Source organism: Micromonospora tarensis, assembly GCF_016803395.1.
GTDB classification, from domain to species: domain Bacteria; phylum Actinomycetota; class Actinomycetes; order Mycobacteriales; family Micromonosporaceae; genus Micromonospora; species Micromonospora tarensis.
On sequence record NZ_JAEVHL010000139.1, the window covers coordinates 1 to 16,865 of the forward strand.

The 16,865-nt window shown below is 71.6% G+C and carries 15 protein-coding genes, 1 tRNA gene and 2 pseudogenes; 11 read left to right on the top strand and 7 right to left on the bottom strand.

Annotation, left to right across the window (positions count from 1 at the left end; all coding sequences use genetic code 11):
• On the top strand, window positions 1-828 hold an 828-nt coding region (locus JM949_RS23040; protein ID WP_203150425.1), incomplete at its 5' end, for a hypothetical protein.
• 30 nt (window positions 829-858) lie between these two features.
• On the opposite strand, the pseudogene rsmI reads toward JM949_RS23040, so the two are convergent.
• A pseudogene (gene rsmI / locus JM949_RS23045) lies at window positions 859-1,697 on the bottom strand (16S rRNA (cytidine(1402)-2'-O)-methyltransferase).
• Window positions 1,698-1,790: 93 nt separating this feature from the next.
• On the opposite strand from rsmI, the pseudogene JM949_RS23050 reads away from it, so the two are divergent.
• The 3 genes and pseudogenes from JM949_RS23050 (at window position 1,791) to JM949_RS23060 (ending at window position 5,928) form a co-directional block, all read left to right on the top strand.
• Window positions 1,791-3,501: pseudogene (locus JM949_RS23050) on the top strand (dolichyl-phosphate-mannose--protein mannosyltransferase).
• Between the two features lie 364 nt (window positions 3,502-3,865).
• Window positions 3,866-5,146, top strand: coding sequence for a VWA domain-containing protein (locus tag JM949_RS23055; protein WP_203150426.1), 1,281 nt, complete (start codon window positions 3,866-3,868; stop codon window positions 5,144-5,146).
• Window positions 5,146-5,928 (top strand): peptidase, encoded by a 783-nt coding sequence (locus JM949_RS23060; RefSeq protein WP_203150427.1) that lies wholly within the window; start codon window positions 5,146-5,148, stop codon window positions 5,926-5,928. Before JM949_RS23055 ends, JM949_RS23060 begins: the two co-directional genes overlap by 1 nt.
• Before the next feature lie 54 nt (window positions 5,929-5,982).
• Here JM949_RS23060 and JM949_RS23065 read toward each other — a convergent pair whose 3' ends face one another.
• A complete protein-coding gene (locus JM949_RS23065; protein WP_203150428.1) occupies window positions 5,983-6,252 on the bottom strand; it encodes a hypothetical protein in 270 nt (89 codons plus the stop codon).
• A 199-nt stretch (window positions 6,253-6,451) separates the two neighbouring features.
• On the opposite strand from JM949_RS23065, the gene JM949_RS23070 reads away from it, so the two are divergent.
• Both JM949_RS23070 and JM949_RS39270 read left to right on the top strand, forming a co-directional pair.
• Entirely contained in the window at window positions 6,452-7,108 is a 657-nt protein-coding gene (locus JM949_RS23070) for a 4'-phosphopantetheinyl transferase family protein (RefSeq protein WP_203150429.1), read from the top strand.
• 128 nt (window positions 7,109-7,236) lie between these two features.
• Window positions 7,237-8,043 (top strand): DUF4352 domain-containing protein, encoded by an 807-nt coding sequence (locus tag JM949_RS39270; RefSeq protein ID WP_203150430.1) that lies wholly within the window; start codon window positions 7,237-7,239, stop codon window positions 8,041-8,043.
• A gap of 130 nt (window positions 8,044-8,173) precedes the next feature.
• Here the strand turns inward: JM949_RS39270 and JM949_RS23080 are convergent, their stop codons facing one another.
• Window positions 8,174-9,259: a Gfo/Idh/MocA family protein gene (locus JM949_RS23080; protein WP_203150431.1), complete on the bottom strand. Its 1,086-nt coding sequence runs from the start codon at window positions 9,257-9,259 to the stop codon at window positions 8,174-8,176.
• Window positions 9,260-9,516: 257 nt separating this feature from the next.
• Here JM949_RS23080 and JM949_RS23085 point away from each other — a divergent pair, with 257 nt between their 5' ends.
• Genes JM949_RS23085 through JM949_RS23095 form a run of 3 tightly spaced genes read left to right on the top strand, consistent with a single transcriptional unit; the run spans window position 9,517 to window position 11,357 of the window.
• Entirely contained in the window at window positions 9,517-10,056 is a 540-nt protein-coding gene (locus tag JM949_RS23085) for a hypothetical protein (protein WP_203150432.1), read from the top strand.
• Window positions 10,057-10,083: 27 nt separating this feature from the next.
• Window positions 10,084-10,935, top strand: coding sequence for an LLM class flavin-dependent oxidoreductase (locus JM949_RS23090; RefSeq protein ID WP_203150433.1), 852 nt, complete (start codon window positions 10,084-10,086; stop codon window positions 10,933-10,935).
• Window positions 10,932-11,357, top strand: coding sequence for a nucleoside deaminase (locus JM949_RS23095; protein WP_203150434.1), 426 nt, complete (start codon window positions 10,932-10,934; stop codon window positions 11,355-11,357). Before JM949_RS23090 ends, JM949_RS23095 begins: the two co-directional genes overlap by 4 nt.
• Here the strand turns inward: JM949_RS23095 and JM949_RS23100 are convergent.
• Together JM949_RS23100 and JM949_RS23105 are read right to left on the bottom strand one after the other, a co-directional pair.
• The gene (locus tag JM949_RS23100) at window positions 11,351-11,953 is read right to left on the bottom strand and encodes a DUF4304 domain-containing protein (RefSeq protein ID WP_203150435.1); all 603 of its coding nucleotides are present in this window, start codon (window positions 11,951-11,953) and stop codon (window positions 11,351-11,353) included. The genes JM949_RS23095 and JM949_RS23100 overlap by 7 nt on opposite strands.
• A gap of 43 nt (window positions 11,954-11,996) precedes the next feature.
• Complete coding sequence (locus JM949_RS23105; RefSeq protein WP_203150436.1) at window positions 11,997-13,124, bottom strand: DUF4185 domain-containing protein; 1,128 nt, start codon at window positions 13,122-13,124, stop codon at window positions 11,997-11,999.
• A gap of 230 nt (window positions 13,125-13,354) precedes the next feature.
• Between JM949_RS23105 and JM949_RS23110 the strand changes: the two genes are divergently transcribed.
• Both JM949_RS23110 and JM949_RS23115 read left to right on the top strand, forming a co-directional pair.
• Complete coding sequence (locus tag JM949_RS23110) at window positions 13,355-14,797, top strand: FG-GAP repeat domain-containing protein (RefSeq protein ID WP_203150437.1); 1,443 nt, start codon at window positions 13,355-13,357, stop codon at window positions 14,795-14,797.
• A 51-nt stretch (window positions 14,798-14,848) separates the two neighbouring features.
• Window positions 14,849-15,271 (top strand): hypothetical protein, encoded by a 423-nt coding sequence (locus tag JM949_RS23115; RefSeq protein ID WP_203150438.1) that lies wholly within the window; start codon window positions 14,849-14,851, stop codon window positions 15,269-15,271.
• Window positions 15,272-15,423: 152 nt separating this feature from the next.
• On the opposite strand, the gene JM949_RS23120 is transcribed toward JM949_RS23115, so the two are convergent.
• On the bottom strand, window positions 15,424-15,999 hold the full coding sequence (locus tag JM949_RS23120; protein WP_203150439.1) for a hypothetical protein: 576 nt from the start codon (window positions 15,997-15,999) through the stop codon (window positions 15,424-15,426).
• A gap of 314 nt (window positions 16,000-16,313) precedes the next feature.
• Window positions 16,314-16,390: transfer RNA gene (locus JM949_RS23125), tRNA-Ala, on the bottom strand.
• Window positions 16,391-16,865 lie beyond the last annotated feature (475 nt).

Genomic DNA, 16,865 nt, shown 5'->3' on the forward strand with positions numbered 1-16,865 from the left:
CCGGCGGCACCCGTGCCCAGCCCGGCGCGGCCCAGCTCGTCGGGCCCACCGGCCGGCTCGGCGCCGGCGGAGCCGACCACTGACGCCGTCGAGGTGGAGCCGACCACCGGGGCGCCTGTCGACGCGGTGCCCCGTCGGGTGCCCGTGCGGCAGCAGAGCCCCCGACCGGAGGTCCACCGGCCCGACGGCGACACACCGGACGACGACGGTGGTGTCTTCTGGGCACCGATCGAGCAGGTGCACTGGGACGGCACCCCGGTCCGCGCGGACTCCGCTCCGAAGCGGGCGCGTGGCCTCGGCCTGACCTGGCGCCGGACGTCGAGCCGGGTCGCCCCACCGCCGGACCCGCTGCCCGGGCTCGCCGCGCTGGTGGTGTTGAGCCTGGTCGCGGCCTTCTTCGCCTGGGTCAGCGCCGGCCCGTTCTGGCTCGCGGTCGGGCACGCCCGGGTGGGCACGGTGGTGCTCGACGACTGCACCGGTGACGGGCTGAGCCAGCGGTGCCGGGGGATCTTCCTGGCGGACGACGGGCGGTTCGTCGCGCACGGTGTCCGGGTCGGTGGCGTACCCGCCGGATCAACCGCCGCCGGCACGTCGCTGCCGGCGCGGATGACCGGCCCGGACAGCGGCACCGCGTACGCCGACGTCGGCGTGGGCCGGCACCTGCGCTGGCTGCCCGGCCTGCTGGTGGTGCTGGGCTGCACCGCCGGCATCGTCAGGTGCACGGGGTCGGCCCGAGTGCCCGGTCGTCGGCACCGCCGCTGGGCGGTGGCCGCCGCCATCGCCGGCCCGGTGCTGATCACCGCCGGTTTCCTGGTCGCCGCCTGGTGAGCCCGCCACCGAGCGGCGGGTCGGCCCGGATCAGCTGTGCACGATCGTGTACACGTCCCGGCGACGCAGCGCGTACTCGGTGGCGACGTCGGTGATGGCGTCCCGGCGGGACCGGCCGGCGGCCTCCCGCTCGGCGACGGCCGCGCGCAGGGTGTCGTCGTCGGGGCGTTCGGCGGCGTCGCCGGCGCTCCGGCCACCACCAGGGTGATCTCTCCGCGCGGCTCCCCCTCGGCGGCCCAGCGGGCCAGCTCGCCCAGCGGGCGGCGGAGCACCTCCTCGTAGGTCTTGGTGAGTTCGCGGCAGAGCGCGGCCGGTCGGTCCGCGCCGAACGTGTCGGCCAGGTCGGTCAGCGCCGCCTTGATCCGGTGCGGCGCCTCGAAGAAGACCAGGGTGCGTTCCTCGGCGGCGAGCGCGCGCAGCCGGGATCGGCGACCGCCGGGGGTACGGGGCAGGAAGCCCTCGAAGCAGAACCGGTCGCAGGGCAGCCCGGACACCGCCAGCGCGGTGGTCACCGCGCTCGGCCCGGGGGCGACGGTGACCGGCGCCCCGACGTCCAGGGCGGCGCGGACGAGCCGGTAGCCGGGGTCGGAGACGCTCGGCATCCCCCCGTCGGTGACCAGCGCCACCACGTACCCGCCGAGGATGACCTCGACCAGTTCGGGGGTGCGTCGCTCCTCGTTGCCCTCGAAGTAGGAGACGATCCGACCGCCGACGGTGAGGTCGAGATCGCGGGCCAGCCGGGTGAGCCGGCGGGTGTCCTCGGCCGCGACCACGTCGGCACTCGTCAGCACCTCTCGGAATCGGGCCGAGGCGTCGGCGGGGTTGCCGAGCGGGGCACCGAGCAGGATCAGGCGCCCAACTTCGGGCATTTCACCCACGAATTCGTCTCCCTCACTGACTGGGAATACCGGTATCAGGGACGACAGACGCCGTCGACCACCTTGGCAGCCTACGATCGCCGGGTGACGAGTGCGTCGACAGCGCAGAGCCCGAGCGCCGATCCTGCCAAGACGGTCGCGGTGACGGGCGAGAGCAGCCCCGATCCGGAGGCACCGAAGGCACCGCGCCCCGACGGCGGCGGATTGACCGCCGTGGTCCGGCGACGGTTCGCCACCGTCGACACCCAGGCGGACCGCTTCTCCTGGCTGGCCACCGCGTTCGTGGTGGTCATCGCGGCGATCGTGCGCTTCGTCGGCCTGGCCAGCCCCACCGGCAAGATCTTCGACGAGACGTACTACGCCAAGGACGCCTACGGGCTGATCAGCCGAGGCGTGGAGTGGAACTACAAGGACAACGTCCCGTCGTACGTGGTGCACCCGCCACTGGGCAAGTGGCTGATCGGCGTCGGCGAGTGGGCCTTCGGCTACCAGGACGCGGATTCCAAGGTCTCGGTGCCCGGGCACCTGATCACCACCGCGCCGGAGTTCGGCTGGCGCTTCTCGGCGGCCCTGATCGGCACGTTGTCGGTGTTGCTGCTGGTCCGCATCGGCCGGCGGATGTTCCGCTCGACGGTGCTGGGCTGCGCGGCCGGCCTGCTGCTCGCCCTGGACGGCTTCCACCTGGTGCTGTCCCGCGCGGCGCTGCTCGACATCTTCCTGCTCTTCTTCGTGCTGGCCGCGTTCGGCGCGCTGGTGCTCGACCGGGACGCCGCCGCCGGCGGTGGGCGCGGGCGCTTGACGACGGGCTCGACCCGAGCCAGCCCGGCCGCGCCGGCCGGCCGCCGACCGGTTGGCGCACCTGGCCGTGGTGGCGGTTGGCGGCCGGGGTGCTGATCGGCTGCGCCTGTGCGGTGAAGTGGAGCGCCCTGTACTTCGTGCCGGCCTTCGCGCTGCTGGTGCTCCTCTGGGAGGTCGGCGTCCGCCGGTCGGCCGGGGTCCGCCGGCCCTGGCGGGACACCCTCGTCGACGAGTTGCCCTGGCTGGTGCTCGCCGGCGTGCTCATGGTGGGCACCTATCTCGCCACCTGGTCGGGCTGGCTGATCACCGACGACGGCTACTACCGGCTCGCGTCGTCCTACCCGAGCGCCCCGCTCAGCGACCGCCCGGTGATCGGCCCGCTGATCAACCTCTTCGAATACCACCGTGCGGCGTACGGTTTCCACGCCCAGCTCGACGACGCGCACAAGTACCAGTCGTGGCCGTGGCAGTGGTTGCTGTTGGGCCGTCCGGTGGCGTTCCACTACGCCAGCGACGGCGTCTGCGGCGCGCCGACCTGCGCCTCCGAGATCCTGCTGCTGGGCACCCCGCTGCTCTGGTGGTCGTTCCTGCCCGCCCTGGTGGCGCTGGTCTGGTTGGGCGTGGCCCGCCGGGACTGGCGGGCGGCGCGATCCTGCTCACCGTGGCCGCCGGCCTGCTGCCGTGGTTCTGGTTCGCGCTCGACGGCCGAACGATGTTCTCGTTCTACGCCGCGCCGGCGGTGCCGTTCCTGGTGCTGGCCGTGGTGTACGTGTTGGGGGCGCTCATCGCTCCCGACGGGGGTGACGTGGGTGAGGTGGCCCGGCTGGTGCCCGGCGATCCCAGTTACGAGCGCCGACTGGTGGGCAGCATCGCGGCGGGGGCGTACGTGCTGCTGGTCGCGGTCTGCTTCGCGTACTTCTACCCGATCTTCGTCGGCCGGGTGATTCCGTACTCGGACTGGCTGTCCCGGATGTGGCTCGACGGTCGGTGGATATAAGCACCGGCAGGCGACGCGCCGCACAGCGCGACGGAGAAGGGCCCGCACGCTTGACGCGTGCGGGCCCTTTCACATAGACGCGCGCCCCGATCGCCTGCCACGGGGGAAGCGGGCGATTGGGGCGCGCATGAAGAGCTTAACCACCGCGCACCACCGGCACAACGGGTCGACTTGGGTCAGATTTCCGACGGATGGCGGCCGGACCGACACCTTGCTTTTGCCAGTTGACCGAGGGTGACCCGGCATGGACCCAGAGCGCGGAACCGACGGGTCAGCGGCGGTTGGCCGCCCGGCCGGAGGTTCAGGGGTCGGACCACCGCCACCCGGACGATCATCCAAAGTGGATCTCACTACACTGCGGGCCGTGATCAACTACAGACGATCGACGGCCGTCCTGATCGGACTGCTGGCGACCACCGCGCTCGCCGGGCCCGCCCCGGCTCGCGCCGACGAGGAGCAGGCGCCGGAGCCGCCCCGGGTCGAGCTGGTGCTCGACGTCAGCGGGTCGATGCGCGCCGCGGACATCGACGGACATAGCCGGATTTCGGTCGCCCAGCAGGCCTTCAACGAGGTGGTCGACGCGCTGCCAGAGGAGACCCAGCTCGGCATCCGGGTGCTCGGCGCGACCTACCGTGGCAAGGACAAGAAGGTCGGCTGCCAGGACACCCAGCAGATCGTTCCGGTCGGGCCGGTGGACCGGTCCGCCGCCAAGGCCGCGGTGGCGACACTGCGACCGACCGGATTCACCCCGGTCGGTCTCGCGCTGCGCTCCGCCGCACAGGACCTGGGCACCGGCGCGACCACCCGGCGGATCGTGCTGATCACCGATGGCGAGGACACCTGCGCCCCACCGGACCCGTGCGAGGTGGCCCGGGAACTGGCCGCCCAGGGCACCAGCCTGGTCGTCGACACCCTCGGCCTGGCCCCCGACGAGAAGGTCCGCCGGCAACTGCTCTGCATCGCCAACGCGACCGGTGGCAGCTACACCGCCGCGCAGAGCGCCGAAGAGCTGACCGGCAGGATCAAACAGCTCGTCGAACGGGCCGGCGACACGCACACCCGGGCACCGACCGTCGTCGGCGGCGCGACCGCCTGCGACTCGGCGCCACTGCTCGCCCCCGGCGTCTACGCCGACCGGGAGGCGTTCTCCGAGCACCGCTACTACCGGGTGCCGATCCGTCCCGGGCAGGAGCTGCGGGCGTCGGTGAGCATGGCGTTGGACCGGCCGGTGAACCGGGACTACGGGGTGCTGCTGCGGGCCACCGCGGCGGACGGTCGGGAACTGGTCCGCGGCGCGGACGCCGGCAGCGGCCGGGCCGACGTGCTCTCCGCCGGGCTGCGCTGGTCGGCCACGGCCGACGACGAGGACGCCGAGCAGACCGAGGAGAGTTCCGCACCGGTCGAACCCACCACCGTCTGCCTGGTGGTGAGCAACTCGTTCGCCCCGCGCCCCGGCACCGCGGCGACCCCGGGCATGCCTGTCGAGTTGACCATCGACGTGGTCGCCGCCGCACCCGCGCCGGACGGACCGGATCTCGGTCGCGGCTGGGTGCTGCTCGTGCTGCTCACCGCCGCCGGGCTGATCACCGGCCTGCTGGCCGGCCTGCTCACCCGCTGGTGGGTCGCCACCTGGAGGGAGAACTGATGCGTACCGCGCTGCTCCGGTCCCTGACGGCGCTGCTCGCCGTCGGCGGCACCACTCTGCTCCCCGTGGCGGCCGTCGCCGCCCCGACCCCCTCCCCGGGTGCCACGCCGGTGAACCGCGCCGGCACCTCGTTCCTCACCGCCACCCCGATCACCGCCGGGCAACCGGTCCGGGTGGACGCCTCGATCGGCGACCACCTCTACTGGTCCTTCCCGGCGAAGGCCGGCCAGGTACACGAGATCACCGCCACGGTCACCTTCCCCAAGGGCCGCAGCGGGGCCTCCACCTGGACTGTCGACGTCTTCGACGGGTTACGGCGACGGCAGGCGTGCACGGCCGGGGCACAGACCCCGACCGTGGACGCGAAGGCGTCGACAGTGCTGCTGGGCTGCACGCTGCGCCAGGTACGGCCCTGGGCGGAGCCCTGGTCGGCCGATCCGCTACCCGGCACGTACGTCATCCGGCTCTCCGTGACCGACCTGCCGGAGCCGGATCTGGGCGCGCCGATCGACGTGGACCTGCTGGTCGGCACCATCGCCGACCGGGGCGCCTCGGCCGACGACGGCGAGTTGGCCGCACCGCTGGTGCCGAACACCAGGGCGGGCACGGTGCTCAACGCCGTACCCCCGGTCGACCCGGCGGCCGACGACGAGGGCGACTCGCTGACCGGCTGGTTGCCGGATCTCGGCTCGCGCTGGGTCTGGACCGGCATCGGCGGCGCGCTCGCCGCGGTGGCCGGCGTGTTCGGCTTCGCGCTGACCCGGCGGCCCCGGCGGCGCTGAGCGCCGCCCTCGGACCGCTGGTGGCCCCGCCCGTTGGGCGCGGCCACCAGCGGTTCAGCCGCGCCGCGAGCCGCGCGGCAACCAGCCGATGAAGCGATCCTGAAGCGACATCACCGGGGCGGCACGCAGATCCTCCGTGGCGGCGGCGAGACAGGAGCCCAGGTAGACGCTGAGCATCGCCCGGTCACCCCCGTACTCCGCCAGCAGCCGGCTGCGCTTCGTCGCGCACGGCCACTCGTCACCGCAGGAACCGCAGCTCCAGCAGGGGGTCTTCGGGGCGTGGTCGTCAGCCAACACTCCCGGCCGTTCCGCACCATCGGTCATCGCACGTCCTTCCAGATAGTCCTCGGGACTGCCGACTGCCGTGCCGGCCAGTGTTGATGGTGGTCCCCCCGGAGCCATCAGGGAGAGCGCTACGCGTCCCTCCGGTGTTACATCTTTGCGGTACCTTCACCGGTCGTGGCAGTCGGAAAGTTGACGGTTGACCGGATGCGCCATTACTACCGACCGGTAGGCCGCCGGGATGCGTGACCTGCTGCCGTCGACTGTCGCGGTGGCAGTCGCCGGGCCCGGCGACTGGGCGGCCGAGCTACTCCCCGCTGAGCAGGCATGTCTCGGCGAGCGGGCGGCCCGGACCCGTCGGCGGGACTTCATTGCCGGGAGGGTCTGCGCCCGCCGGGCACTTACCGATCTCGGCCTGTCGCCGACCGCGGTGCCGGCCGCCGCCGATCGGGCGCCGGTCTGGCCGGTCGGCGTAGTCGGCAGCATCACCCACACCGCCGGCTACTGCGCCGCCGCCGCGGCGCACAGCACCGACATCCGGTCCGTCGGCCTCGACGCCGAGCAGCACCGCGAGGTCAATCCGGGGGTACGCAGACTCGTGTTGCTGCCCGAGGAGGAGGCGGACTGTGCACGGTTGCCCAGCGGCACCCACTGGCCGGTGGTGCTGTTCAGCGCGAAGGAGACCGTCTACAAGGTGTGGTACCCGATCGTCCGGAGCTGGCTGGACTTCCACGACGCCCGACTCGAACTCGATCCGGATGGCGGCACCTTCACCGCCCGGATCGCACCGGCCCGGGTGGACGCGGCCACGGCCGAGGACGCACCAGCGTGGATCACCGGCCGTTTCGTGGTCGCCGACGGGCTGGTCCGCACCGCGGCGGTGCTGGCCCAGCGGTGATCTGGTGCCGTGCCACGCACTCCCGTCGACAGTGGGCGGCGGCCGGCGCGACGCCCGGCCGTTTCGCCACCCACGGTAACGTCGACTGGTTCCCCCGCACCGCACGTACCGAGGCGTCAAGGAGTACGGTGACCCACCCCCACCCCCAGCCCTCCGCCGGACCGCAGGACCCCCAGCAGCCGCCGACCGGTCCGTTCGCGACAACACCGCAGCCGCCGTTCCCGGGGCCGCCGTACACGACAGCGGACGGGCACCGGGATGCCGGTGGTGGTCACCGGGTGTCCGGCACCGTGGGCTATCCGATCAGCGCGCCCCAGCCGACGCAGGCCAACAGCGCCAGGAGGACCGTGGCGGTCGCGGTCAGCGCGGCCGTACTCACGCTGCTCATCAGCGCCGGTGGCATCGTGGCGGTTGTCCTCACCGCCCATCGGGCCCCGACCACGGTGAGCGAGGCGTTGCCCGACCCGGTCGCGACCCAGCCCGTCGGCCCGGCATGGGCCCCGGCACGCCCGTCGACGCGACCACCCGCCGAAGGCGACACCCGCGACCTGTCGCCCGGCGACACCCTGGTCGTCGACGGCGACGACGGCACTGTCGAGATCACCGTGACGAAGTTCCGCAGCGCCACCCGGCCCTGTAAGTCCTCAGGCGTGAAGCCCGACGGGGGCATGTACGTGATCGCCGACGTGACGGTGGCGGTCACCAGGGGCACCGCCTCGGCGAACCCGACCCTCTTCCACTGGGTCGCCCCCGACGGCACCAGGACCAACGCCACCGGCGGGGCCGCCTCCGGCTGCGGCAAGCCGATGCCCTCGGCCAAACAACTGGCCGCCGGCACCAGACGTAGCGGCAGCGTGGTCTTCGACGTCCACGACACGTCGGGCGAGCTGGAGTACCAGCACCAGTCAGTGACCGCCGGCTCCTGGAAGCCGTAGCGTCCCCGGGGCTGGGTCGGCTCGTTTGGGCCCATCCAGCCCCGAGGGGACGGCAGGTGTTCGCCGCGTCAGTGGGCGTACCGGGCGACCAGGTAGACCGTCGCCCGCCTGCCGTCGCGCGGTGCGCGGGCTACCGCGCCCACGCCTCCCGGGTGGTGGCCACCGGGGCGCCGGTGCGTACCGATTCCTCGATGGCGACGCTGATCAGGTGGTCCTGGCAGGCCTCGGCCAGCGGGTACGGCGCCGGCCCCTCCTCCCGCGCCCACGCGCCGGCGCGGGCCAGGATGTCGGCCACCGCGATGTCGTCGTCGGACATCCCACTGCCGACGAACGGATTCCGGTAGACGATCTCGCCGTCGAAGCTGATGTGCTTCAGGTCGAGCCCTTCCAGGTTGAGGTCGAGACCGGTCTGCCGCCGCGTCAGGGCGGACTCCACCGGCGTGCTCGGGTCGACCAGGCGGACGATCCGGTCGTCCACCAGCTCACCGAGCGAGCCCCGGATCACCAGCCGGCGGCTGCGCAGCGGATTCCACCACTGGTTGTCGGTGAAGTCGTACAGGCCCATCCGCCCGCCGAAGTCGATGGTGGCGAGGGTGGTGGACATCTGCTGCGGGGTGTCGTCGCCACTCCAGCCGGCGGGCGTCAGTGGGTTGGCCAGCGGCGCGACGAAGGCACGCGCGTTCACCTCGGCGGCGTCGTACCCGACGCCGAGCAGCCCACGGATCAGCGAGACCGCGTGGTAGAGGTGGGTCGACGAGACCTGCACCGAGGTCGGCTCGCCGAGCACCCCGGCGCGGACCAGCGCCAGCCGGGCGGCGTGCCCCGGCATCAGCAGATACTGCTCGGCGACCTGCACCAGACCGCTGTCCCCGACGTCCGACCACAGTGCACGCAGGCCCGCCAGGTCGGGGGCCGGCGGCGTCTCGGCCAGCACCGGCACACCGGCCGCGACCAACTCGCGGGTCGCCTCGGGGGTCACCGGCCACGGCACCGACACGATGACGAAGTCCGGCCGCTCCCGGGCGAGCAGCTCCGCCGCCGTGCGGAAGGCCGGCACGCCCCACTCGGCCGACACCTCGGCACCACGCGCTTCGGTACGCGTCACCACGCCTGTCACCCGGAACCGCTCTGGCAACAGCCGGGCCAGGCGGAGGAAGAACTCACCCCGCCAGCCACTGCCGATCAGGCCGAACCGGGTCTGGGGGGCGGAATCCATGGGCGCTCCTCACGTCGGGCTCGGATGCTAACCGTTCCGAAGGCCACGTTTCTCGCTACGGTTGCGACCGTGACCGCCAACTCGCTCCGCGCGGTGCCCGTCGAGGTGACCACCTGGCGACCGCCGCTCGACTACTACCTGGTGCTGGCCCGCCCCGACCGCCGCGCGGAGGGGATCGTCGTCGAGGAGTTCATCCGCCACCGCGACTTCACCACCTCGGGGCTGGCCGGCGCGGCGTGGACGGCGGAGGGCGGCTGGTGGAGTTCCGCCGCGCTGAGCCGGGACATCCGCGCGACCCGGAGTTGCGGGCCCGGGTGGTCCCCACCTCGCGTGGCGAGGCGGAGGACGTCTACCGGCGGCTCGGTGGCGGGCGGCTGCCCGTCGAGGCGGTGCTGCGCGCGTCGTTCCACGACCACCATTCGATCGCGACCGCCGTGCCACTGCGGCTCGGTCCGGCGGCGGCACCCGACGGTTTCCGCGAGCGGCGCGTCTACCGCGTCCTGCTCGCCAAGGATCTCCGGGAGGACCAGGTGGCGAGCCTTCGGACAGCCTGGCGGACCACGGACCCCGCCGATCCGGGTCCGTCGGGATCGGTGGCCGGCGGCCACCTGAGCCGGGACGGCGACCACTTCACCTGGGATCTGCGACGGGTTGGCCGGGGACTTGCCTGGTGTCTCGACCTGACGGCCCTGTTGAGGACGGAGACCTCCGCGCAGGTAGGACCGATCCTGTACGAGCTCACGGACGCCGTACGGCGACACGGTCTGATCCCGGTCACGACCGAGCGGTTCTCCTGACCCGGCACACCGACTAGCCTCGATGCCGTGCAGATTGGCGTGAACGTGCCCAACTTCGCTCCGGGCACCGACCCCGAGGTGCTGCGGCAGTGGGCGCAGACGGTCGAGGGCCTCGGCTTCGACCTGCTGATGGTCTCCGACCACATCGTGGTGACCCCGGACGTGGCCGAGCAGTACCCTGCGCCGTTCTACGAGCCGTTCACCACGCTGTCCTGGCTGGCCGGGGTGACCCGTCGGGTCCGGCTCGGCACCACAGTGCTCATCGTCCCCTACCGGCATCCGCTGCTCACCGCCCGGATGGCGGCGAACCTCAACCGGCTCAGCGGTGGCCGGCTCGTCCTCGGCGTCGGGGTCGGCTGGGCCCGGCAGGAGTTCGAGGCGCTGGGGGTGCCGTTCCACCGACGCGGCGCGCTCACCGACGAATACCTGCGCACCATGCGCGCCGCCTGGCGCGACACCGACGACTACGACACGGCACCCATCCCGCTCTGGGTGGGCGGCAACAGCGACGCCGGCATCCGACGCGCGGTACGACTCGGAGACGCCTGGCACCCGCTGCGTCTCACCCCCGCCGGGCTCACCGACGCCGCCGGCCGGCTCAAGACCATCGCCGACGAGCTGGGCCTCCCCGAGCCCGCGCTGATGCCGCGCATCGCCCTTCAGGAGACCCGCGAACCGGTCACCAGCCCGGACCGGCTCGCCGGTGTCGGCACCATCGACCAGATCACCGCCGACCTCGATCGGATCCGCCTGCTCGGCGCGGAGACGGTGGTGCTCGACCCGTTCAACGGTGAGCTGACCGAGATCCGCCAGCCCGAACGCGCGTGGCAGACCCTCGCGGCCGTGGCCGCGTACACCAGGGCCCAGGAGGATCGATGACCCCCGACGACGAGCGGCTGCTTCGCCGTGCCGTGGCCATTGCCGACGAGGCCGGAGCGTCCGGCGAGCGGCCGTTCGGCTCGTTGCTCGTCGCCGCGGACGGCACCGTCCTGATCGAGGACCACAACACGGTGGTCTCCGACTCGGACATCACCGCCCACCCGGAGCTGAAGCTGGCCCGCTGGGCCGCCCGGGAACTCGCCCCGGAGGTGGCCGCCGGCACCACCATGTACACCAGCTGCCAGCCCTGCCCGATGTGCGCGACCGCGATCGACCGCTCCGGCCTCGGCCGGGTGGTGTTCGCCCTCTCCGCCGAGCAGTTCGAGGAGGTCAAGCCGGCCACCCCGCCGCTGCCCCCGGTGCGCTACGAGGGCCCGGCGCTGTTCGACGAGGCCCGCCGGCCGATCGACGACCACTACTGAGCCGGGCTCGGCTGGGCTCGCTTCGACAGCATCCAGGTCAGGTACGGGTGGTCGAGCCGCCTGAGGTGGTCGATGCCCTTGAGTGACAGCGACGGTCGGGCGTCGAAGAGCGTGGCCAGGTCGTCCTGCCGTCCCTGCACGACGGCCTCGTCGAGTCGCAGGTAGTGCGCGAGCAGCGCATCGAAGGCGGGGACCACCCGCTGCGACAGCTCCCGACCGACCACCGCCCCGCACGCCCCGGCTTGTTCGACCGAGCGGATCGCCCATCGGTCGAGATCGTCGGAGTGCCCGGGGGCGGCGGTCAGCCGAGCCCACCACTGGGCGATCGACGCCCTGGGCCGGTCGCGGTGTTTCCCGCCGAGCCGCTCGTGCCGCCAGTCGAGCCAGGAGGCGGTCGCGACGCCGAGGTTGACGTAGAAGACCGAGGTGTCGCCCGAACTGGCCGCTGATCCCTGGAACTCGACGATCGCGGCGTGACCGGCAGCGGAGATCCGGCGAAAGGTGCCGTGCGAGCGGTCGAAGCAGTGCTCGCGCAGCACCGGCCCGACCTGCTTGGCGATCATGTTCAGGTATGCCTGCCGTACCGGACGCGCCATGAGGGAGATCGTATTGACGGGTACGACACCGGAGCCGGGCTGGTCACACCGTGCCGGCGAACTGACTCACGTGGTAGGCGGTGCTGCGTCCGTCCGGTGTGCGGGTCCACTTGGAGACCATCAGGTGCAGGTCGTTGGTGTCGCGGCTGGACCAGGGGTGGATGAACCCGCCGTAGAGGGCCGGTTCCTGCCAGGGCGTGACCTGGATCTTCTCCGCCGTCCACGCCCGATCCGGCCCGGTCGCGGTCCGGGTGACCAGGCAGCCGGTCTGGCAGTTCAGGTATGACATCACCCAGGTGCCGTCGGCCAGGCGGCGTACCGATGGCTCGCCGAATCGGCCGGTGAGGATGGGGGTGCAGGGCCGCCCCCAACCCCAGTTGGTGCCGTTCCAACCCCAACCCTCGTACGACTCGGGGAAGAACAGCCGGTCCCAGCGGACCCGACGCAGCATCATCGGGCCGTCCTGCCGGCCCGAGCGCACCGAGAAGACGTAGACGTGTTCTCCGTCGCGCTGCATCGTCCACATCTGGAACGGGTCCTTGTTGTCGCCGCTGTTCGACCACCTCAGCGACGTACGGATGAAGTCGTTGCCGTTGTCGGAGTAGGCCAGTCCCGCGTAGCGCGACCTCCAGTGCGGCCCGGCCGGGCCGGCGGAGTTCCAGTTCTCGATGCTCATGTACGAGATGAGTTGCCGGCCGGTCTCCGGAAAGCTGATGCCGTCGTTGGGGATGACTGTCACCTCCCAGAGACCGTCGATGCCGATGCCGTTGTGGCCGTTGTGCATCAGCTCGGGCGCCCGACCGTTGCCGGCGACCCGCGCCGCGCTGTCGAAGACCACGCCGCCGGGTGCGCCCGGATGGGTGGCCGAGCGCAGCATGACCGGTGACCGCCAGTCGTTCGGCAGCGGCGGGCCCTCCGGCCACGGCGTGTTGAAGGTGTCCCCGAAGAGGTAGCCGATCGACCCGTTCTCCAGCACGTACGGGATGCCGAGGTCGGTGCCGGCCACCTGCCACCGGCTGTTGGTGTCGAGGTCCGCGCCGGTCAACCGCTTCTTCCAGACGGCGGCCTGGGCGGGACCGGCCGGGGTCAGGGCTGCCCCGGCGGCCCCGACGGCGCCGGCCGCGCCGAGGGTGGCGACGCGACCGAGGAGTGTACGGCGACGGATACCCATGACTGTCCCTTTCCGGCCGACCACCGAGAGCGCGTTGGTGTCGATTTCCGGGAGTCAACCCGCGCCGACCATCGATGTCAATAGCTTCCCGCTCTACTCACCACAACGAAGGAATCTTTCAGATCGCATTGACAGTGACCAGTGTCGTGCTGAGATTCTGAGCCATCGACACCGACGCCCGAGTCGGGCACGACGCCACCAAGTCGACCCCTGACCTCGCGAGGAGCACCGTGCGACGCACCCTGCTGGCCCTGCTCGTCGCCGTCGGCACCGCCGCGGCGACGGTCACCGCGGCACCCGCCCACGCCGATCCGGTCGGCACCCTGGCCTGTCCCTCGATCCCCACCACCCGGGACCCGGCGGTGACAGTGGTGGTCTACCGGGTCGCGCGCGCCCACAACGCCAACGACAAGGTGCTGCTGTCCGCGTTCGAGGCAGGCTGGGTCGAGTCCCACATGAACAACCTGCCGTGTGGGGACAAGTCGTCGCTCGGGGTGTTCCAGCAACGCTGGGACTACGGCTGGGGCACCCCGGAGCAGATCATGGACCCGGTCTACGCCAGCACCCAGTACGTGACCAGGGCGATCGTCTGCGACCGCGACAACCCCGGCTTCAGCGCGGGCCAGGTCGCCCAGTGCGTCCAGCGGTCCGGCTTCCCCGACCGGTACGACCAGGTGGCCGCCACCGCGCGGGCCCAGCTCAACGAGGCGGCCCGCACCCACGCCATCGCCGGCGGATCCGCCACCGACGTGACCGGCGACGGCCGCGACGACGTGGTGACCTTCACCCAGAACGCCCTCGCCGACGTCTACGTGGGCACGTCCACCGGAAGCGCCTACACCGGCACCTCGGTGAAGTGGAACGACTTCTTCTCCATCGGCGGCGAGACCGCCTCCACCGGCGACGTCAACGGCGACGGCAGAGACGACATCGTCACCTTCGCCCACAGCAACACCGGTGACGTCCACGTCGCGCTCTCCACCGGCAGCTCGTTCGGCGGCGGCGGAAAGTGGCACGACTGGTTCGCCCCGGGCGCGGAGATCGGCGCGGTCGGCGACGTGAACGGTGACGGTCGCGACGACATCGTGGCGTTCACCCACAACGCCGCAGGTGACGTCTACGTCGCGCTCTCCACCGGCACCGGCTTCGGCCCCGGGCTCAAGTGGCACGAGTACTTCAGCCCGTTCGGCGAGTTCCCCGCCCTCGGCGACGTCAACGGCGACGGTCGGGACGACCTGATCACCTTCACCCAGGGCCCCGCCTCCGCCAGCGACGTCATCGTCGCCCTGTCGGAGGGCAGCTCGTTCGGCGCCGCGCAGAAGTGGCACGACCTGTTCGCCGTCGGCGCCGAGCTACCCCGCGTCGGCGACATCAACGGCGACGGCAGGGACGACGTCGTCACCTTCACCTGCGACCCCAACGCCGACGTGTACGCCGCCACCTCCACCGGCACCGCCTTCGCCGGCACCACCGTCAAGTGGAACGACTTCTTCTGCCTGGCCGGCGAGTTCCCCTACCTCGGCGACGCCGACGGGGACGGCCGGGACGACATCATCGTCTTCACCAAAGGCAGCACCAACGACGTGCACGTGGGGCTCTCCACCGGCGCCGGCTTCCTCGGTGCCACCAAGTGGCACGACTTCTTCGGCCTCAACGGCGAAACCACCCTCTGAGCCCGTCGCCGCACTCGCCGGTGGCCGCTCTTGTCGGATAGCTTGTCCGGTATGGGCATCGACAACGATCGGCGTCGGGCCGCCACTGGGCGCCCTCCAGAGGGGAGCGTTCGGGTCTCGTCCCGGCCACCCACGCCGGTGCTCATCGCCGCACTACTCATGGCCGCCGGCGCGCTGGTGCCGCTCGGGCTGCTCGTCCTGGTGTTGACCGAGTTCGAGGCCCGGAGTCTGGTGCCGGTGCTACTGCTCACCGCTGTCGGCGTGGGTGTCTGCGCGTCGGTCGGGTACGGGTTGTGGCGCGGCTGGCGTGGGTCCCGGATCGTGGCAGTGGTGCTCGGCGTGCTGGTGCTGCTGTCGGGACTGAATTCGCTCGGCTCCAGCGATTTCGGATTCCTGCCGGTGGCGTACGGCGCACTGGTGGCCCTGCTCGTGTTGGTGCCCGCCTCCGCCCGAGCCTGGTTCCGCCATCCCTGACGCGTCCATCAGCAGGGGATCGAACCCATGACCTCTGCGGCGTGAACGCGGGCATGGATGTCGATGCCGCAACCGAGACAGCTCGCACCGGCAGGGTGTGGGTCGAGCGGGAACGGCACACCCGGCATGTCGAACTGGTCCACCAGCGCGCCCTACCCCTCCCAGTCGAACTCCTCTATTCCGAGAACCCGTCCCTCGCCGAAGGCGATCCTCAACACCTGCCCCGGTGTGGGCAGAACGTCGAAGAACCAGTATTCGACGTTGCTGAAAGCTCCGTCGAGTGAATGCACCGAGAGCTGCGCGTCGAGAAAATCCTGGACACTGGTTTTCCGGATCGGCTCCCCGATCAGACGTACCACGTCCTGTTTCGACATGCCGGCGACCAGTTCGATCCCGCCGGCCGCCGGACGTGACCGCGCGGCGGGCACGAAAGCCGGTCCATCCGCCTCGGCCCGCGCCGTGGCCCTTCGTTGTTCCTCCGCGTGCCGCTCGGCGTAAACCACCTGGGCCTTGTCCGCGTGCGCCTCCCAGCAGACCCAGTGGACCAGCCATTTCCGTGTCCGGTAGCGGGAGATCGACGGGATGTCGGTTTCGGTCTCCAGCGAGCCGAGCAGTCTGAGCAGCCGCCGCGCGAAGTCGGCGTCGACTTCCATCGCACGCCGGCTGAACCAGACACGCTTGCGGCACACCAGGCAGCCGGCGATGTGCGGCCTGCCGAAGAGTTCCATTCGTGATCCCTCCGCTCCTTCTGCGCCTGAGGCTAGCCCCAGGACAAGCCGAAGCTCGCTGCTCAAGGTGGTGGAACGGGTGCAAGAGCCAAGCCGATCCCATCGACGTGCAGAATCTCTGCGGCACTCCAGCCTGCGGATCACGCTGAGACCTACGTCCGCTGGTGGCCGAAGTCGCAACATCATCAGCGGCGCGCTCCGCGACGCGAGCGCCAAACGAAAACAGGGTCCGAAGGCCCTGGACTCTCGCTGATCTGTGCCGGATCCGTGCCCGCTGATCTTGCCAGCAGAGCTTCCCTGGTCGTACGTGTTGCTGGTGGAGCTGAGGGGATTTGAACCCCTGACCCCCTCGATGCGAACGAGGTGCGCTACCAGTCTGCGCCACAGCCCCCCACCGGCTAACCGGCTTCGGTCCCACCCGGCTTACACCGGGCGGGCCGGCAGCAAGGCTAACAGGTCGCCGGCCCTCACCGCGAATCCGCCCCCGGTGCGGCGCTCCACCCACGCCGGAGATCCACTCGGGTTCCTAAAAATCGGGGCATCCGTCCCGCCCTGATGCCCCAGTTTCCAGGAACCGAGTGGATCAAGCCGATCCAGCGCCCGACCTCCGTTGGGTCAGGCGCCTCGGCCGGCCTCGTAGGGGCGGCCGCGCAGGCCACCCGATCGCCGGTACGAGACCGACCCGCCGTTGACCGCCGCCGGCAGGTCGCCCGGACGGTCCAGGCCCATGGCGGCTCGGCGTACCCCCTCACGCTGGGCGGCCAGGCGGCGCTGCGCCTCACGTCACCGAACTTGCTCCACCACCAGCTCAGCTCGGTCAGCGCCGCGGTGTGCCGCTCGGCGAACCAGCGCGGCATGTCGGTGTC

What these genes read in the sequence shown, in the direction of transcription:
- JM949_RS23060 (WP_203150427.1), top strand. Translation starts at nt 5,146, where the DNA reads ATGCGTACCGCGCTGCTCCGGTCCCTGACGGCGCTGCTCGCCGTCGGC.
- JM949_RS23065 (WP_203150428.1), bottom strand. Translation starts at nt 6,252, where the DNA reads ATGACCGATGGTGCGGAACGGCCGGGAGTGTTGGCTGACGACCACGCC.
- JM949_RS23070 (WP_203150429.1), top strand. Translation starts at nt 6,452, where the DNA reads ATGCGTGACCTGCTGCCGTCGACTGTCGCGGTGGCAGTCGCCGGGCCC.
- JM949_RS23080 (WP_203150431.1), bottom strand. Translation starts at nt 9,259, where the DNA reads ATGGATTCCGCCCCCCAGACCCGGTTCGGCCTGATCGGCAGTGGCTGG.
- JM949_RS23095 (WP_203150434.1), top strand. Translation starts at nt 10,932, where the DNA reads ATGACCCCCGACGACGAGCGGCTGCTTCGCCGTGCCGTGGCCATTGCC.
- JM949_RS23100 (WP_203150435.1), bottom strand. Translation starts at nt 11,953, where the DNA reads ATGGCGCGTCCGGTACGGCAGGCATACCTGAACATGATCGCCAAGCAG.
- JM949_RS23105 (WP_203150436.1), bottom strand. Translation starts at nt 13,124, where the DNA reads ATGGGTATCCGTCGCCGTACACTCCTCGGTCGCGTCGCCACCCTCGGC.
- JM949_RS23115 (WP_203150438.1), top strand. Translation starts at nt 14,849, where the DNA reads ATGGGCATCGACAACGATCGGCGTCGGGCCGCCACTGGGCGCCCTCCA.
- JM949_RS23120 (WP_203150439.1), bottom strand. Translation starts at nt 15,999, where the DNA reads ATGGAACTCTTCGGCAGGCCGCACATCGCCGGCTGCCTGGTGTGCCGC.